The organism is Humiphilus diazotrophicus, assembly GCF_059726315.1.
This window is the reverse complement of sequence record NZ_AP040870.1, coordinates 1,756,370-1,774,971: the sequence shown is the minus strand read 5'-3', so window position 1 is coordinate 1,774,971 and position 18,602 is coordinate 1,756,370. Positions and strand designations below refer to the sequence as shown.

9 protein-coding genes and 1 tRNA gene are annotated in these 18,602 nt (G+C 50.1%); 7 read left to right on the top strand and 3 right to left on the bottom strand.

Features of this window, described 5'->3' with window-relative positions; translation table 11 throughout:
* Positions 1-82: 82 nt before the first annotated feature.
* The 7 genes from AC6I7T_RS08530 to AC6I7T_RS08500 all read left to right on the top strand — a co-directional run bounded on the left by AC6I7T_RS08530 (position 83) and on the right by AC6I7T_RS08500 (position 13,900).
* Positions 83-2,482 (top strand): lytic transglycosylase domain-containing protein, encoded by a 2,400-nt coding sequence (locus AC6I7T_RS08530; protein ID WP_497792935.1) that lies wholly within the window; start codon positions 83-85, stop codon positions 2,480-2,482.
* Between the two features lie 520 nt (positions 2,483-3,002).
* The gene (locus AC6I7T_RS08525; protein ID WP_497792934.1) at positions 3,003-3,269 is read left to right on the top strand and encodes a hypothetical protein; all 267 of its coding nucleotides are present in this window, start codon (positions 3,003-3,005) and stop codon (positions 3,267-3,269) included.
* 225 nt (positions 3,270-3,494) lie between these two features.
* Positions 3,495-3,581 (top strand) — tRNA-Leu (locus tag AC6I7T_RS08520).
* A 412-nt stretch (positions 3,582-3,993) separates the two neighbouring features.
* Positions 3,994-7,635, top strand: a complete 3,642-nt coding sequence (locus AC6I7T_RS08515; RefSeq protein ID WP_497792933.1) for a carboxypeptidase-like regulatory domain-containing protein — start codon at positions 3,994-3,996, stop codon at positions 7,633-7,635.
* Between the two features lie 357 nt (positions 7,636-7,992).
* Positions 7,993-10,263 carry a GH92 family glycosyl hydrolase gene (locus AC6I7T_RS08510; RefSeq protein ID WP_497792932.1) on the top strand — a complete coding sequence of 757 codons (2,271 nt, stop codon included), beginning with the start codon at positions 7,993-7,995 and terminating at the stop codon, positions 10,261-10,263.
* Positions 10,264-10,341: 78 nt separating this feature from the next.
* Positions 10,342-12,762: a GH92 family glycosyl hydrolase gene (locus AC6I7T_RS08505; protein WP_497792931.1), complete on the top strand. Its 2,421-nt coding sequence runs from the start codon at positions 10,342-10,344 to the stop codon at positions 12,760-12,762.
* A 43-nt stretch (positions 12,763-12,805) separates the two neighbouring features.
* Positions 12,806-13,900, top strand: coding sequence for a threonine aldolase family protein (locus tag AC6I7T_RS08500; protein WP_497792930.1), 1,095 nt, complete (start codon positions 12,806-12,808; stop codon positions 13,898-13,900).
* Positions 13,901-13,982: 82 nt separating this feature from the next.
* On the opposite strand, the gene AC6I7T_RS08495 is transcribed toward AC6I7T_RS08500, so the two are convergent.
* From AC6I7T_RS08495 to AC6I7T_RS08485, 3 genes are all read right to left on the bottom strand, one after another.
* Positions 13,983-14,816 (bottom strand): TIGR03435 family protein, encoded by an 834-nt coding sequence (locus AC6I7T_RS08495; protein ID WP_497794575.1) that lies wholly within the window; start codon positions 14,814-14,816, stop codon positions 13,983-13,985.
* A gap of 314 nt (positions 14,817-15,130) precedes the next feature.
* Positions 15,131-17,167, bottom strand: coding sequence for a beta-L-arabinofuranosidase domain-containing protein (locus AC6I7T_RS08490; RefSeq protein ID WP_497792928.1), 2,037 nt, complete (start codon positions 17,165-17,167; stop codon positions 15,131-15,133).
* Positions 17,168-17,816: 649 nt separating this feature from the next.
* A complete protein-coding gene (locus AC6I7T_RS08485; protein WP_497792927.1) occupies positions 17,817-18,134 on the bottom strand; it encodes a hypothetical protein in 318 nt (105 codons plus the stop codon).
* Between the last annotated feature and the right edge of the window lie 468 nt (positions 18,135-18,602).

Below are 18,602 nucleotides of genomic sequence, written 5' to 3'. Positions count from 1 at the left end.
ATAGGGTTCGGCAATTGCGTTCTTGGGCAACAAAGACGCCCATTTTCCGCTTAGAGTCATACATAGGGAGTTGTGAGTACAGATGAAGGTGTCGAGGGCCATTCGAGAGATGGGATTGGCTGCTGCCATTTTGGCTGCAGCGCTATGGGTCGGGAGTCCGACTGTTTCAACAGGCCAGTCTGCAAAGAGCAAAACTTCGGCACACAAGACGCATAAGGCTTCTTCTTCAGGTCGTATAGCCCATAAGTCAGGATCAACGAGCAAAAGCCGACGGGCTGCCACTTCGAAGAAGTCAGGGAAGAAGCAGAAGCGGCGTCCTCTTTCGGCCAAAGCTAAAGCCAACAGTCTAAAGCTGCATCGTGCCTTTGTAGCCTCCTCTCAGTTGCGACCTATGGCGCAGCAGCTGATCCAATTCCGAAGCGCCGAGGCCTACCAGGCAGTGTCAGCCTATGCTCATTCTCATACCGGGGATGCGAGTGCAACAGCCTACCTTGCTTTGGGCCATGCCTATCTTGTTGATCGTCGCTTTACTGAGGCCATTGAGAGCTTCTCCCATGCCAAGACTCAAGGAAAGTTGCTAGACGATTACTCCGATTATCTGGCTGCCCAGGCAGCGCTCCAGTCGTCTCGGCTTCCGGAGGCCGAGACCTTCCTGAATGGTTTTGTGCAGCGTTATCCGGACAGCATTTTCGTGAATACCGTGCCCGTTCTGGAAGCGAATCTGTGGTTGCAGGAGAACAACCCCCAGATGGCCCTCAAAGTCCTGACGGCTCACTCCAGCGAACCTCTTGCCAATCACGTCGACTACCAGTTGGCCCTTGGCAAGGCCAAGCAGATGTCGGGGCAGTCTGAAGAAGCGGGGCGGATCTTTAAACACGTGTTTCTTGGTTTTCCTTTGAGTGGAGAGGCCCAGCAGGCCAAAACCCAGATGGGAGTACTTGGAGTCCTTGCCTCACTGTCTCCTGCCGAGCGACGGGCTCATGCCGATGCTCTCTATAACGCTGGGCGCTACAACGATGCGGCCGAAGAATATCGCTCATTGGCTGGAATTCTGGACCCTGATACTCGCAACCTCTTACTCGCGAAAGCGGCGGTCTGTGACCTGAAGACCAAGCGCCTTTCACAGCGAGAGGCCGAAGCACTGGCTGATACCAATGACGAGGCTGGAGCGGAGCGTCTGTATATCCTGATGGAGTTGGCCCGGAATAGAGATGACGGAGAAGGCCAGCGGAAGATCGTTGAGCAAATGCAGACGCGATTCCCGCAGAGTCCGTGGTTGGCTGAGGCTCTCTACTCAAGTGGCAATATGTATTTGCTGCGCAAGGATTATCCGTACGCAATCCAATATTATGGGGATCTGGCCCGGCGGCTCCCACGCCACAGGTATGCTCCCAGTGCTCACTGGCGTGCGGGGTGGTTGAACTATCGTTTGGGGCACTACTCCGAAGCCGCAAAGTATTTCGATGAACAATTGAGTCTTTATGCCGGAGGGAAGGAGACTTCCGCTGCTCTCTACTGGAGAGCCAAGGTCTATGCCGAACAGGAAAACCGCCCGGATATGGCAGCGGCATACTACCGCACACTCCTGGCTGCTTACGATCACTACTATTACAGCCAGTTGGCACGGCAAAGGCTGGCAACTTTAGGAAATGTAACTCCTGCTGATGCTCCTCAACTCGCTCACATTAAGGCTGAAGAGATTCCGACGTTGAGTGATGACGTTCCGGAAGACGATCCTCATGTTGTGAAAGCCAAGCTGCTGGCTAACGCGGGGTTGAACGAGTATATCGCTTCGGAAATAGCAGCTGGTGACGGAAGTAAGGAATGGGGAGCCTTCGCGGAGGCGGAAATTTATGCATCCTATGGCGAAAACTTCCGCGCGATGAGAATGATGAAGCGCGCCATTCCGTTTTATACCTCGGCGTCCATCGATAGCATCCCCTTGGGATACTGGAGAATTCTCTTTCCTCAAGCGTATTGGAACATCATCAAGGAAGAGGCAGGAAAGAACGGCCTGGATCCCTATATGGTGGCGTCTCTGATTCGACAGGAGACAGAATTCAATCCTTCGGCAGTTTCGAATAGAAGTGCGTACGGGCTAATGCAGTTGCTCCCATCTGTCGGGAAGTCGATGGCTAAACAGGAAGGCCTGTCCCGGTTCAACACGAATCAGCTGCTAGATCCGGCGACCAATATCAAGCTCGGAACCCGCTACCTGCGACAGACCTTGGACAGGTTTGGCGGGGTACCGGAGTATACCTTTGCGGCCTACAACGCTGGTGACGACCGCGTTACGGACTGGCGATCGATAGGTGGCTATCACGGTATTGACGAATTTGTAGAGTCGATTCCGTTTACCGAGACTCGGGAGTATGTGCAGGCGATTTTACGGAATGAAGAAATCTACAGAGCTTTGGATCACCTGCAGAGCGCCAGGTCGAGTTTGCCAACCCAAACCTCGAACCAAGAATCTAGAAAGTAAATGAAAGTGGTGTCTCGTCCTTGACGAGACACCAAGGTCGTCGGACACTGAGAGCGACAACACCCGGTTTTGGTCGTTGGACCAGGGTGTTGTTGGTACAAGGGACTTCCTCCAAACGGAAAGCAGGCTGGTCGAGTGGTGGAACACCGCTTCAGCAAGCGAGAGGCAGGGAAGCCGTCCTTGCAGACCGTTGTACTATCGACGGGCTGTGTGCTCATGGCGGCACAGCATCCGGTAGCTCTACCGGAGACAGCTATCTTGACGCCTTTCCAGCTTTCCCAATTCCCAATTCGTTCCATTTTTGCAAATGATTCTTATCGCGCGTGGATGCTGAATAGCGTTCCAGGTGCCGATAACGCTACTGTATCTTCCAACAAATGTCGCTTCACTTTAGTGTGGAGAGATTTTTCCTTAGGTAAAGGAGGGTGTGGAACTTCCCATACGAACCAAAAGACTTTCGGTGATATTTCGTTAGGAGCAACGTCAAAACTCTTTACTCCAGAAGTACAAGGAGAACCCTATGATGACCCCAGAACTGGAACTTTTGAAGGAATGGATTCCGGAGCAAATGGAGCCTGGAACCCTGTTCTTGCTGGACAATCCTGAATCGATGGGTGAGGCGCAGAATCCCTACGTTGCGGTGCTGGCCTGCCCGAGTTGTGGCGCACTAGGTCTGATTACGAGACATCAATATGCAGGACTGGAGTCAATGATCTGCGGCGGAGACACATGCTCGGCTGAGTATTACCTGAGAGAAGACGGTATCGAGTACCGGAAACCACACTAAACGAGAATTAAAAAATAAGGGAAGGGCCGAATGCCGCTTGCTTATAAAAGCAGCTGCATTTCGGCCCTTTGTCGTTTGGACAAGACCGTCGCAACCTGTTCAAGGTTTCATCCGGGTGAAAGGAAACCCGAAACATCGGAGTTCAATCGGGGAGGTGAGAATCCAAGAAATGCTTTAGGATAGAAAAGGCAGCCGGTCGTCCAACCCATCCCAGACCCACCCAAAGCCCGGATGGCGAAATCGGCAGACGCAGCGGACTTAAAATCCGCAGACCGCAAGGTCATGGGGGTTCAAGTCCCCCTCCGGGCACCAATAGTCCAGATTCCCTTTGCAACGATCTATACACGAACCCCAGACGCAATTTTTCATTATTGAGCAAATTCTTAATACGAAACAGGCTGTCGACTTCTGATATAGGGCAATTGTGATAACGCTCCCATGCCTGATGTGATGTGTAAAACTTGGTGTTGACAACGCTGTCATGCAGCGCTTAAGCTTCCAGCCACAATCAATTAGGAGGTTTGGAAACATATCAGAGGACGTCCTACGCAAAGGTTTGTCTCCTTTTCATAGTAACGTTCCCATTCATATTGTGACTCGTGTCTGGCGTAATGCCTGACAACGATGTCATGATGATCCGACGCACCCCATAGAGCTGCTGAAAGCAAAGAACGTGGGAGTGCTAACGAAAACCTTTACAAGCACGTAGTTTTGGAGGCTTCAAATGAGACATTACGACAAGGGCTCTTTCTGGAGAGCCTGGGGCAAAACTGCCTCGTTGGTCGTTTTGCTACTCGCGATTGGGTCTTATCTTAATGCCCAAGAATTTCGTGGAACCATTACTGGCCATGTGACGGATCCCACCGGGGCTGCTATTCCGGGAGCTAAGGTTACCGCTACCGGACCACAGCAAACCTATAATGTGACAACAAATCACACCGGTGACTTCATCATTCCTTTTGTTCAGCCTGCTACCTATACGGTTTCTGTCGAACAGAAAGGCTTCAAAAAACAGATTCGTAACCAGGTTGTGGTTGACATTAACTCTCGTATCGGTCTGGATCTGGCTATGGAAGTTGGCGCTTCCAGTGAAGAGGTTGTCGTTCAGGCGAGTGGCGGAATCATGCTCGACACCGAATCGGCATCCGGCGGAACGGTCATGGATCCGCAGAAGATTCAGAGTCTGCCCAACAGCGGGCGTATGGTGTACAACCTCCTTGGGCTCTCTCCTGGAACCCAGTTTACCCAAACACAATTTGGTGCCAACGGTTTTTCCGGTACGCGCGAATGGGATGAAAACAACGCGTATTCCTTCAACGGTGTGGCCGGAAATGCAAATAATTTCTCGTTGAATGGCGCTCCGGTTTCGACTCCTAACGGTGGTGGAAACGGTACCTGGAATATTTCGCCCAGTATTGACGCTATTGAAGAATTCAAGGTGATGACAAACACCTACGATGCGCAATACGGCCGCTATGCGGGCGGTACCGTGAACACGGTACTCAAGAGCGGTACCCGTCAATATCATGGCAGCGCTTCAGACAACTGGCGCAACTCCATCTTCGATGCGAATACATACGATCGCAACCAGACGCATCAGAAGAGACTATTCCATAACGAACATCAATATGACATCACCTTTGGCGGACCGGTAATTCCGCATCGTGACCGTCTGTTCTTCTTCTTCAGTTTTGAAGGATATCGGCAGGTACAACCGGCTGGTGTGCTCGCCAGTGTTCCGACGGCAGATATGCTCCCCGGTTCCGGGCCCAATGGCGGTGTCGATCTAACAAATTATCTGTTGTACAAGAAGATAATTGGGCCGGACAGCCCTGGGCAAAAGACGATTGGTATCTATAGCCCCAACAAGCCTTTGACCTGCATCGATGGTACTCCGACTGCCTGTAATAAATGGGAACGCCAACCTTATGTAAATAACGTGATCCCTGCAAGCGAAATTACTCCGGTTGCAGGTAAAATCCTGGCACTTTTCCCCAAGCCGAATCTGCCTGGCTATGAGAACAACTATAGTTTTGCAGGTCGCAGCACTCACAACTATCATCAGCCCATCATTCGTGTCGACTATAACTTCAGCAACGACACGAAGATGAATGCCACTGTCGCCTGGTGGTCAGGACTGGAGTATCGCAATGGCAGTGGATATCCCGGACCGGCAGCCAACGGCAACATTAATTGGTATCGCTCCGATATCGCTCCGGTTGTTGATATCACGCACACCTTTAACCCAAATCTCTTTGGCGATTTACGTATTGCTTTCAATCGTACATATGATAGGTCTCCCAATGGAACAGTCTCTGCGGGGATTGACAAGCTGAGCGCACAAGATCTCGGACTCAATATGCCTTCAGTGCCAACCACGAATCGCACTTGGGCTCCACAGATCGAGACCGAGGGTTACAACCAACTTGTTGGTAACACGAATGATCCATCAATGATGGAACAGTATGATCTGAGTCCATCCCTTACTCATGTCATTGGGCATCACAATCTGCATTACGGTGTAGAGTTTGAGTTCTTCCATATCGCTAACAGTGGTATTGGCCAACCGAATGGAAAATTTAAATTTGGGACCGGGTATACCTGGGAAAATCCTAATCACGGAAATTCCACTGGGTCTTCGATTGCGGATCTACTGCTAGGCTATCCCGATGAAGGTAGTGCAGAGATCAAATACGATACCTACAAAGCATATAAGTACTACGCTGCCTTTATTCAGGATGACTGGAAGATTGCTCGTAAGCTTTCGCTAAATATCGGTTTGCGCTGGGATACGGAGACCTCTCCGATTGACCGTCATAATCGGCTCATGGCTGGTCTCTGCCTCACCTGCGTCAACTCTCTTAGTAATCGGGTTACAATGCCCGGAGTGCTGCCCAATGGAGCGCACACAGTTAGCCAGATTCTTGGCGTAGCTCAGTATTCAAGCAGTAAGCTAACACCTTACGAGAATACCTGGGGTGCACTACAGCCTAAATTTGGTTTCAGCTATGCCATTAGCGACAAGATGGTTCTCCGTGGTGGCTGGGGCCTGCAGGCTGGAGAAGGTATCGAGTTAGGTGGTGCTTCCGCTTGGAATCAGAAAACGAACTACAACGCACAGATCAACAGTGAGACCTGGGAGCCTAGCCAATCCTTCAAAAGTGGGACTCCTTTCCCCAATGGCCTCACACCAGTTGTTGGTACATCCTTGGGCGACCAGGCTCTTGTTGGAAACGGCGTTTGGATTGACCAGCGCAATCGCAAACTTATCCATACCCAGCAGTTTTCTTTGGGCATTCAAGCTCAGCTGCCAGCGGGTATCATCGGTGACTTGGAGTACGTAGGTACTTATGGAAGCAATCTTCGGTCTTCCCGTCAGTTCGATGGTCTCAGTGATGCAGATGTAGCAAAGGGACTTGAAGATCCAAGCTATCTAGATAAACAGGTTGCAAATCCGTTTTATGGTGTTCTACCCAATACGGTTGATATGGGAAGAAATCCAACCGTTGCGGCGAAGCATCTTATGATCCCTTATCCTCAATTCAATGGACAGGTATTTATCTGGACACATGCTGACGGCACAAGCGATTATAATTCGATGGTCGCGAAGGCTGAAAAGCGCATGACCAATGGTGGCATGCTCAGTCGAGGCTTGAGTTTCCTTAGTTCGTTTACCTGGGCGAAGCTCATGAAGGACAGTGACTACCTTAACAATGGTGCAGATGATGGCATGTGGAAGGTTGACCGTCATCCGACCCCGCATGAAGATCGGGATGGTAATGCTCCGAGGTGGCAACTTTCATTTAGCGGCCTCTATGGCATTCCCGTCGGAAAAGGTGGCCTGGTTCTCTCCAACGCTCACGGTTTGCTGGGACAGATCGTAAATGACTGGCAACTCGACTGGATCTTCCAGAACCGGGCTGGGACTGCGGTTCGTATTCCCAATGACCGGCCTTTCACCTGCGGAAACTACAATGTTGTTCCCACGCATAAATCATGGTCTAGTTGGGTGAACAATTCACAAAACGACTGCTGGCGTGACAAGCCTGAGTACTTCGTGAAAACGTCCGATGGCGCAACCACGAAGATAACGCAGCCGTGGGTTCAGAAAACAGACCTCGGACTGGAGAAGAAGTTCCTTCTGAAAGAGCAGTTGAATCTGATGTTCAAGGCGGAGATGTTCAATGCCACGAACAGCGCACTCTTTGGTGGTCCAGATATGGGGAATCCGCAAAATCCAATTACCCGTGTAACCAGCGTTTCAGATCCTAAACAGCCTGGAGCATGGAAGGGATATGGAACGATTGGTTCTTCACAATACAACTTCCCACGTATGATGCAGTTCACGTTGAAAGTTCAGTTCTAATTTCAATATTGCTTATCCTGCGGGTGCTTGCCAAACAAGCACTCGCAGCTTCTGGCGAACTCTTCCGTTCTACGAAGAGGTCGCCATTTTGATTTATGCGTAAGTCTTGGTTTATTTGCCTGCTGAAAATAGCGGCTGTCGTAGCATGAAGCTAATATGGTTCGGGAATTTATAGCTAAACATCTCTCTGAGTGTTATCGCTGATTGTGCGGCATACTACTTAAATAGGCTTTATTGTGGAAACAAAGCCGTCTCGTGTGTGCTTTGCCTCTTCGAATTATTCTTTTGCAGTGACGGGATTTGCGGGTTCATCACTACGTTTTGACCTGGGGTCAACAATCCATAAAAGGGAATATCATGCTCAAATCAAAAGGTACCTCTACAGGACTGGATCGGCGTTCTTTCTTGAAAGCCTCGGGACTTGTTGCGACAAGTGTAGTGCTCAATTCAGGAGCCGTCGAAGCTGAGAGCTCGATTTCCTCTGAAGCTCTAAAGAAAAAGAGCGGGACCTCCAAGGACCTTCTTGAGTTGGTGAACATTCTTCAAGGTACGGATTCTACTCCCTACTTCTCGCGGGGAAATACGCTTCCTATAGCTGCACGTCCATTTGGCATGGCTCATTGGACACTTCAATCCCGAGCCAATACTCCCTGGATGTTTGAGCCTGGCGTTCGTCGGATACAAGGTCTGCGATCTACCCACCAGTTGAGCCCCTGGCTCTATGACTACGGATTTGCAACATTTCTACCCTTTAGTGGAAAGATCGATCCTGATGCCTCGGGACGTTCGTCTTCTTATAGACCGGAAGACGCGAAGCTCTCGCCTCATTCCCTTCAGTTAAGGCTACTTCGTTATAACGTGGATGTTGAGTTAATACCATCCGAGCGGTGTTCTGTTATTACAGCTAAGTTTACAAAAACCGAGCCGTCGGGTTTCCTCTTCGATGTGCCTGGAGAGAACGTCGATGAAGTGCATGCAGACCCTGCCACTCGTACGATTACTTTTGCTTCCAGAACGAATCAGGGTGGAGTTCCGGATAACTTCGCAACCTACTATGTTTTGAGGTTTGCTAAAGCCTGGCAGAGCTTTGAGCTTAAGAAGCTGGAGCGGCATTACATTGGCATTGTTCACTACGGTGCCTCAGACCGTGATCTGGAGGTACGTGTAGGCACTTCCTTCATCTCCTTTGATCAGGCAACACGTAATCTGCAATTGGAACTAGGAGAGCGCACGCCGGAAGAGCTTCGTCGCGAAGGTGCTCGTATCTGGAATGAGCATCTACATCGGATTGAGATAGAAAGTGGTACAGAGGAGGAGCATCGGACCTTCTATTCCTGTTTGTATCGGACTCTGCTTTTCCCTCGCGTTTGGTATGAGCCGGATGAGCGCGGTTCCATGCGCCACTTCAGTCCTTATAACGGAAAGATTGTGCCAGGGGTTATGTATGCGGATCACGGCTATTGGGATGTGTATCGGGCATGGTATCCGCTCATGACGGTTCTCTTTCCTGAACGCTTGGGCGAAATCCTCCAATCCTGGGTTAATGCTTATCAAGAGGGTGGCTGGCTTCCACAATTTCCGTGTCCTGGATACAGAGCCTGCATGACAGGTAGCCTGATCGATTCTATCTTCGGCGATGCTGCCGCTAAAGGCATTCGCGGATACGATCGTGCTACGGCCTATACGGCACTGAAGAGGCATGCCACGGAGCCCGGAGATCCTGAGAAAGGGTATGGGCGTCGTGGTATCGAGTCCTATCTGAAGTTTGGATATGTTCCTGCCGATCAGGTTGGGCAGGCAGCTGCGGAAACCTCCGATGCTGCTTACGGTGATTTCTGTATCGCTCAAGTTGCCAAATCTTTGGATAAACAAGATGACTATGCGATGTTTATGCGGCGTTCCGAGAACTGGCGCAATCTCTTCGATGCAAAGACGGGTTATCTCCGCGGCAAAAATATAGATGGTTCATGGGTGGAACCCTTCGATCCTGTTACCTGGGGTAGTCCATATGTGGAAGGGGCTGCATGGCAGCATCGGTGGGATGTGCCACACAACATTTCGGGGTTGATCGAGGCGATGGGTGGCAAGGAAAAAGCAGTGGCGGCCTTGGAGGAAATGTTGACGATGGCCCCGACGTTTAACGTTGGAGTCTATGGCCAGGAGATTCACGAGATGTCCGAAATGGCGGCAGTTCCATTTGGACAATACGCACATAGCAACCAACCCGTACACCATGTCTTATATATCTTTACAGCAGCCGGAAGACCGGATCGGACAGCTTATTGGGCAAACAAGGTAATGCGGGAGTTGTATTCGAGTAGTAGTTTCTCCGGAGACGAAGATACAGGCTCGATGGCTGCCTGGTATATATTCAGCGCCATGGGATTCTATCCTCTCTGCCCAGGAAAGGCTGAATATACACTTGGAGCTCCTCACTTCTCTCGTCTCACCTTGAATCTTCCGGAAGGGAAGCGCCTCACTATCGAATCGACAACCGATTCCAAAACAGCGAAGAATTCTATCCCTAGTGCGTCGTTGAATGGAAAGCCGATCGACAACTTTATCCTTGATCATTCGTCTCTGATGAAGGGTGGAAGCTTACGGTTTACGGCTCGTCGCCAAATTTGAGCACAGAGAATCAGCTGTGTCTTGCGATTTATTCTTTTCACAAACGGTATTGATAATTACGAATACTAGGCTGACATCATGCGATCTTTAAGAGCTCTTGTATTTTTCATTGCTCCATTCACTCTCCTATCATTTGCACATGGTAGCGATGTTCCAAAGCGCTCACCGCTTTCATGGGTAAATCCGTTCATTGGAACTACGAATGGCGGAGATGTTTTCCCTGGAGCTGTTGTTCCTTTCGGAATGGTGCAGTTTAGCCCAGAGGCGAGTCCTTTGAAGGATAAGTCCCCGATTGCATCTCCTGGCGGCTATGAATACCGAGCGACAATGATTCGTGGTTTTAGCCTTACTAACGTGGAGGGATGGGGCTGTGCCGGAGCTTCCGGGGATATTCCTTTCATGCCCATAACGGAGGCAGTTCAGTCCTCTCCCTCTCTGGATTTTCGTCGAGCATATGCTTCTGGCTTTTCTCATGATGAAGAAAGAGCTACTCCAGGTCATTATCAAGTAACTTTAAAGAATGGTGTCGAGGTTGAGCTGACCGCTTCAACTCATACCGGCTCGGCAGTTTTCGAATTTCCTAAAGGAAGTCCTGCAACGATTCTGGTTCGCAGTTCCGATTCAGAGGTAGGCTCTGCAGATGCCCATACCGTTATCGACATGAAGCATCGTACGGTAACTGGATCGGTCACTAGTGGAAATTTTTGTGGATATATCGATAGGGAAGATAGACGAAGCTACTACACTCTGTATTTTGTTGCAGAGTTCGACCAGCCAATTGTTCAGGCAGGATCATGGCATGATTCGGATGTGACTCCGGGAAAAACTTCTGCTGATGGCGGGACCGGGTACGGGGAGAAGGGTTTTCCGGAAAAGGGGCATGGATCGGGTGTCTGGGTCAGCTTTGATCCGTCGACCAATAGGCAGGTTCACCTTCGTGTTGGAATTTCGTATGTGAGTGAAGCCAATGCCCGTGCAAATCTGAATGCAGAGAATCCCACAGGTACGAGCTTTGAGGTTATTCGGCGAAAGGCTGAGGAGGCATGGAGCCGTAGACTGGGCCAGATCGAAATTGAGGGTGGGACTGGGGATGAGCGCACTGTCTTTACTACTGCTTTGTATCACTCACTTATGACCCCGAATATCTTCAGCGATGTGAACGGGGAGTACCGCGGGATGGATGGAAATACTCACCGTGTTACTGCTTCACAACAGGCTCAGTACGCAAATTTTTCGGGGTGGGATGTTTATCGTTCTCAACTCCAATTGGTTACCTGGCTGGATCCTCAGGTAGGAAGCGATATAGCACAGAGCCTCTATAATCAATCAGTACAAAACGGTGGCGTTTGGGACCGCTGGACTCACAACAGTGGTGCCACTCACGTAATGAATGGAGATCCGGCGGCGCCGGCCGTTGCCGGTATATGGGCCTTTGGCGGGCACAATTTCGATGCCAAGGCTTCACTGGCTTCTCTTGTACATGCAGCAGATTATCCGACAGCTGCGGATAAGAGTAATGTCGGTTGCGCAGTGGAATGTGCAGGCCAGCGGCCGGGGCTCGACCAATGGTTGAAGCTTCACTATATTCCCGTCGGCGCACCCAGTTGGGGACCCGCAGCCGATACCCTTGAAGATGTTACGGCCGAGTTTTCGATTTCAGCGCTTGCAGAAAGGCTGGAGGATCGGAGCACGCACAAACGGTTTTTGGAGCGAGCCCAATACTGGAGAAACTTATGGAATCCTAAGGCCGCACCTGACGGTGGCTACTTCCAAAATCGGAATGCCGATGGGACGTGGGCACTAGTACAGGACGATGACAAGAAGCCTCCACGCACCTTTACTCCGGATACTGAAGACGGTTTTGTTGAAGGCACTGCCGCACAATATGTGTGGATGATCCCCTTCAATGTAAAAGGGCTTTTCGATGCGATGGGAGGACAGGAGAAAGCTGTGGCCCGGTTGGACCGTTTCTTCTATGACGAAAAAGGAAATCCTGCTGTTACAAATGCAGGACCGTTGCATGCAGAGCTGAACAACGAACCATCGATTGGGACTCCGTGGCTATATGCTTATGCAGGCCAGCCATGGAAGACGCAGCAACTGGTCCGGCAAGTGCTCAAGACGATTTGGCGAAATGCGCCGAACGGCATACCTGGGAATGACGATTTAGGTGAAATGTCTTCCTGGGCTGTATTTGCTTCCTTAGGGTTCTATCCAGCAATTCCGGGCAGGGCAGAGTTCGTTCTGGGGAGCCCGCTGTTCTCCCGTACCGTGATTCACCGGATTGGCGGTGATGTGGTAATCCGTGCGCCCAAGGCTGCAACTGATTCTCCTTATATTCATAGTCTAAAGATCAATGGCCAGGACTCCACTCGAACCTGGCTCCCGGAATCCTTTGCAATGGGTGGAGGGACCCTGGATTTCGATCTGGCAAATACGCCAACCACGAAGTGGGGGACCGATGATCAAGATGCCCCGCCTTCCTTTGATACCAAATAGGAATGTGTATGCTTGAGGGTGCTCAGTCCATTCTGAAAGGGCTATGATGTCTGTAGATACCAGAGAAACTGAGGTTGAGATAGTGACGGACTTGCGCCATGTAGCACAGAACGATCTGCAGCAGTTTGCCAGTGATAATTATGCCGGAATATGCCCTGAGGCGTGGGAGGCAATGGCTTCTGCCAATCATGGGCACGCAACTCCTTATGGAGAGGATCCTTGGACCCAGTTGGCCTCTGACAGCTTTAGGGAGCTGTTTGAAACGGATTGCGAGGTCTTCTTTGCTTTCAATGGAACGGCTGCAAATTCGCTGGCTCTGGCCTCTCTCTGCCAAAGCTACCACTCGGTGATCTGTACGCAAAAGGCACATGTGGAGACGGACGAGTGCGGTGCTCCGGAGTTCTTCTCCAATGGTTCGAAGTTGCTAACGGTGCCGTCCAATGATGGAAAGCTTCTTCCCGATTCGATTCATTCTGTTGTTACGGCACGTCAGGACATTCATTATCCCAAGCCTCGTGTCGTGACCATTACACAGGCAACCGAAACAGGTCGCGTCTATACCGTCGAAGAGATCTGTGCGATCTCAAAAGTGTGCCATCAATACGGGCTGTCACTTTATATGGATGGAGCGAGATTTGCGAATGCAGTTGCCAATCTTGGTTGCACTCCAGCAGAGCTAGCATGGAAGGCCGGTGTCGATGTGCTTTCCTTTGGCGGAACAAAGAACGGAATGGCGGTAGGAGAGGCTATTCTGTTCTTCGATAAAGAGCTGGCAAAAGACTTTGATTACCGATGCAAGCAAGCCGGTCAATTAGCCTCAAAGATGAGGTTCCTGTCTTCTCCCTGGGTGGGTATGCTTAAGAGTGGTGCATGGCTGCGTAACGCTACTCACGCGAATGCCTGCGCAAAACGGTTGAAGGATGGTTTGGCAGGAATCCAGGGAATTCAGATGACATATCCTGTGGAGGCCAATTCTGTCTTCCTGGAAATGTCGGAGGATAAATTGAATGCACTTCACGATCGTGGCTGGCGCTTTTATAGCTTTATCGGCGGTGCTGCACGCTTCATGTTTGCCTGGGACACGGATCTGGCTCGTGTAGATCAGCTAATCAAGGACATCCGGGAAGTTATGGCTTAGAAGCCTTGGGCTATTGTTCTGGCTTCACCTGAACCGACCGATAGCCCTTACACTTTGTATATCAATTAGATTTGCAAATCGGCTAGTCAGTCGTGGGCCTGCCGATTCTGTCTATGACCAGAGACTCTACGGGGCCGTCTGTAGCCTTAAGGTCGAGGCCGATACCTCGGAGTGAGCTAAAAATAGATGCTTGTAGATCGGCGCTGGTTTCTGCATCGGTTTCGCCATTCTGATATTCAAAATCAAAAGGTTCATTCAACCCTGTTCGATCTATGACCGGATGTTCTATCCAATTGCCGATTCGCTCTGCAAACTGAGACATCGTTATATTGGTACCCCGCAAGCCATCGCCGCTTGGCAATCCACCTGCTATGCCTCCCGCCCAGGGGTAGCCGGTCGGGTCCTTTGTCGCATGTAGCTTTGTTCCCTTGTCATTCGCAGTTAGAATGTAGATCTTACCTTGTTTGGTCTCCCTATGAAATTTCAGCTGAAATCGATCGATCAATAGTGCTTGCAACATCTGTCGTTGTTCGCCACTCGGAGGCAGTTTGGATATAGCTGGATTGGATTTGATAGTTGACGAAGTGGCAGGAGGTTTCGCTTCGATGTCGAAGCGCTCCTCCGCGATTGAATGGGAAATTCCTTTGATTTGAAAGCGCTGCATATGGAATGCCTCCATAATCAAGTAGTGGAGTGTGCAACCTTGAGCAACTATTCTCCCTCCGGGATAGTTGAGAAGAGTATTCATGAATGGCGAAGTGGATGGTTTGACAGAAGCCACTTCAAACCTCAGGAGTCTTGCTCTAGATTCCTCCGTAGCAGCAAGATTCGATTCCTGCGCCGAACAGGAATGACTCAAGGGACTTAGTGCCACGATTGCAAATAGAAAAATAACTGCGAGGATTTTCCCGCCCATTTCTCGACATCCATTACCTTTAGGCCTCATCCGTCCTGCCTTCCTCGACATCGTGTAATTGTATCTTCCGATAACCATAACCGGGACTCCATGCTGTCCTTTTCCCTAACATCAGGTCAAGAAAGTGGCCCTCAAGAAGTAGAGGGCCAAAAGGAGGAGGAAGTGTGACGATCATGGCTGGAGTCTTCAGGTTTCAGTACGGCAACCCTAAGATCCTCCGGAGCATTTTTGCAAAGTATGGGTTTCCCCAATAGTGCAGGGCTACATCTTTGCAGGAAATGCTCTCGTCGTCACTGCCTGTGCTGCATGCCAAATTATTTATCTCCCACATGGGGGAAGATAGTTACTCTTAAATGCGTTGAGCCATAGGGTGCCAGTGTGAGCTGTTGTGTTTCTCCGGTCTTTACCTCCGTGCCTTCCGGTAGTGGAGGCGTAAAGAGTTGAGCTGGGTTATCCGGATTTGCCAACAGCTTCCAATCTGCAATGCTTTTAGCTGGAACGTTCATTGTAACCGGCGGATCAATCCACGGATCCTGATTGGAGCTCATAGGTTTGCGATGGAATTTAAGTTGATCCGTTGCATGTTCTTCGTTCAGTGCCAATCCGTAGTTCCAGTCACTTGCCGGCATTGCATTCCAGCTTGGGAATTCGGCGGTGGTGTATTTAGGCTCAACAACAGGAGACCAGTTCTCTTTGATAGCCAACGAATACACTAAGGGTCCATGTTCTACGCCGATGCCGTTTTGTGGCCATCTGGATATAGCAGCCTTCATCGGAAGGGTGAGAGTTATTTTGTCGCCTGAATGAAATTTTCTGTGCAGCGTAACGAAGCCCTTTTGTACTGGAGCGTCAATTCGTTTGCCGTTAACTTCGATATGATGTCCATTGCACCAGCCTGGAATTCTGAGTGACAGTGGGAACTCCACCGGCTCGCTGCAATGAATTGCAAATTCAATGCGCTCGTCGAAAGGATAGTTGGTTTCTTCTGTAATTTCGACGGTCTGTTTCTTCAACCCTGCGGTGGTTTTTATTCGTGAGGATCCATATAAAGTAGCGGCTAAACCTCCCTGCGGATCTTTCATCCACATTCGAATAACATAGTTCGGGAAAAGGCGATGTACATCTCCACCACAGCATGCCGTGTTTTTCCCGGGATTCGGCTGGTATGCCATCATGAATCCGCCATGTGCCATGACATTGTGGTCGGAGTTGAGAGTTGCCAGAAACTGGTTGGGACAAGAAAAGTATTGCAGCGCCTTCCAATCTTTCTTGATTGCTCCCATTCCTGCGTTGAAACAGGCACGCTCAATTCTGTCAGCCCAGATACCATCTCCAGTGGCCATGAGCATATATCCCCACGTCCATGTGTGATCTGCGATGTCGCATGTTTCGTGGGAGTCTAGAGAGGTTGTGGTCCGGAATAGTTCCGTTGTCGACGGAATTCCGTCGATCAGCATGTGATGATCGAAGATGCGCCGCTGTGCTGCAAGAGCAAAGGTGAGATACTCCCTCTTGCCCGTATATAAATAGAGGATCGCCGGAAGCTTAACGGATTCAGCATAGGTTACTCCGTGCTGATCGATTGGAGTAGCCGCAGCTACTCGCATTGCTGAAAGATCCCCTTTATCGAATTTGGCATCAGTGAGCTTGGCAAATTCCAGCCACGATTTTTCCGCCAGCTCAAGTAAGTCTTTGTCGCCCGTCCGTTCGTATGTCCATAGAATGTTTTCAACGTTCGTGACATTGCGAATGGGTTTTGCATAGCTCGCTTGATCGTTCAAATAGTGCTTGCGCAACGCCTCGATTGCATCGAGATTCTGTCCACCTTCCGCAGCGGCTGCTACTCCTCGAAAGAAGACATTCTGTGGCCAGCGATGGTAATCGCCCTTGGGGTCCTTAAAAAAGTTGGGGCCGAGGTATCCATCGCTTCCGGCGTGCTCAAGCGTGTATCGAATGGAGATTTCTGCCTGCTCCAGCAATTTCTGATCGCCTAAGACCAGAGCAAGGCGGGTTGCTCCGTCAACCCAATAGGCCTTTTGCTCCCATGGCCACCATGATTCGCCCTTCTCTTCCCCCGACCAATACGCGGCAGAAAAGGGCCAGGAAACCTGTGGTAGCTGCGATCCCAGTTGCGTCGCCTGTTTTTCAAGATACAGTCGCAACCATCCTTCAGGACGCACGACTCCAGGAGCCATCGCGCGAAATGCTGCAAAGGAAGGAGGATTCGGGGATGCTGCTTCCGCTATGGCTTGCTGCGATCCTCGTGTGGCCAGCAATGCTGCCGAACTCATCATTGTTAGCCGTATAAATTCCCGCCTATCAATCTCAGAGGCGTGGAGTCTGCTTTTCATCCCATTACTCCTTCTGTTTCCATGCGCGAAGTACAATTGTCCGAAAAGTTGGTGATCTGCGGTTTCCAGATCTTCTTCGTGTGCCTGATCTATCTGGGCGACGTTATCTTTATGGATTGCGCGGCGCCATCTATCATGTTTACCTCGCAATACCTCAAATCAAAAAATGCAAAATAGCTGCATGCCTTGATAACGATCCCATTAAGAGGAAAATTATCTGATTGCCCTTATCTCATTGTCAAGAATTGATTTGGGACGCAATGCCCTTAAGGATCCTGCTCTTTGAGATCAGTATTATTCGGACGTGGCAGGTTTGGTTTTGTACCGCCGGACTCCAGGCCTGCTGTCCTGTGGGTCTCCAGGCCCACGATCTGGGAAGTCAGTCGAGAGCTGATGAGTTCCGCTGCTAAAGGCTGTCTGAATCTGTAGCTGACATATTGTGGGGCGAGGACGAGGACGTCCTCGGTACAGCCGGCCTGGAGTCCGGCGGTACTCTCCTTAGCTATGTTGCTCAGGTTGTCGGGAGTCGAACAGATCCCTCGCTGCTAATACGAGTGATCGAGTAACTTGATAGCACCAAAACGCAGGAGTTGCCTGGGGGATGGCTAGACTCCTGTTTGGAGAGCACTCCTCGGCTCAAAGGTGCATATTACCGTGTCTTTTCAGGCATGGCGTTCACTGTTTTGGGAAATGGAATGGGAATCGATGCGTTCGGCTCAAAGAGAGTTTCCATCAGTTGTGCTACATGATGTTCGAGCATGGCTAACCGTTGATCGAAAGAAACAAGTTTGGTTTGATAGGCGTCTGAAGTCTCTGCGGAGCAATCAGTCGGGAGGTTTCCCAGCATGAGAGAACGTGCAAACTCAGAGATGCATCGCGCTCCTTGTCGATCGGAAGCGGCCTTAATCTTTTCAAATTCCTGATCCGTTACTCTAAAGTTTATGAGACGTCTACGGAGCTTATTCATGGATGGACCCCTTATGGATATACGCTGAAAATCATTTACCTAAACGGAAGGGGGAGATACACAACAAGCACTTACAGGCTAACTGTCAACTTCAAGATCACTTCGCTCTTTCGGTCATACCTATCTGGCCTTATATCAATGAAACTAAACAGATCGATGCGAAATACAACAACTCAGTGTTCCAAAATTGTTGTTCTATGAACAGGAGGGAGCCTATCACGAATGCATAACAGGTGCAAAACATTTTTAGCAATTTGCATTATAGTTTTCATCTCGTAAACTTCATCCTCTGCTTTCACTAGTTCAGGTACTACGCTGAATTGTTTCTGAGTGAAAGGTTTTCTCGGATCCCGGAATGTTATAGCAAAAACGTTTTAGTATTCGAAACGGAAGTAAGTACTAAATTGACAGAAGTTGTACATCGTTCTTCGGCGCCGGAGATCGGGAATGGATTTCCCTGGAGAGAGA

Bases quoted from the DNA above. Each gene is read 5' to 3' on its own strand.
- AC6I7T_RS08530 (WP_497792935.1), top strand. From the start codon at position 83: ATGAAGGTGTCGAGGGCCATTCGAGAGATGGGATTGGCTGCTGCCATT.
- AC6I7T_RS08525 (WP_497792934.1), top strand. From the start codon at position 3,003: ATGATGACCCCAGAACTGGAACTTTTGAAGGAATGGATTCCGGAGCAA.
- AC6I7T_RS08515 (WP_497792933.1), top strand. From the start codon at position 3,994: ATGAGACATTACGACAAGGGCTCTTTCTGGAGAGCCTGGGGCAAAACT.
- AC6I7T_RS08510 (WP_497792932.1), top strand. From the start codon at position 7,993: ATGCTCAAATCAAAAGGTACCTCTACAGGACTGGATCGGCGTTCTTTC.
- AC6I7T_RS08505 (WP_497792931.1), top strand. From the start codon at position 10,342: ATGCGATCTTTAAGAGCTCTTGTATTTTTCATTGCTCCATTCACTCTC.
- AC6I7T_RS08500 (WP_497792930.1), top strand. From the start codon at position 12,806: ATGATGTCTGTAGATACCAGAGAAACTGAGGTTGAGATAGTGACGGAC.
- AC6I7T_RS08495 (WP_497794575.1), bottom strand. From the start codon at position 14,816: ATGGGCGGGAAAATCCTCGCAGTTATTTTTCTATTTGCAATCGTGGCA.
- AC6I7T_RS08490 (WP_497792928.1), bottom strand. From the start codon at position 17,167: ATGAAAAGCAGACTCCACGCCTCTGAGATTGATAGGCGGGAATTTATA.
- AC6I7T_RS08485 (WP_497792927.1), bottom strand. From the start codon at position 18,134: ATGAATAAGCTCCGTAGACGTCTCATAAACTTTAGAGTAACGGATCAG.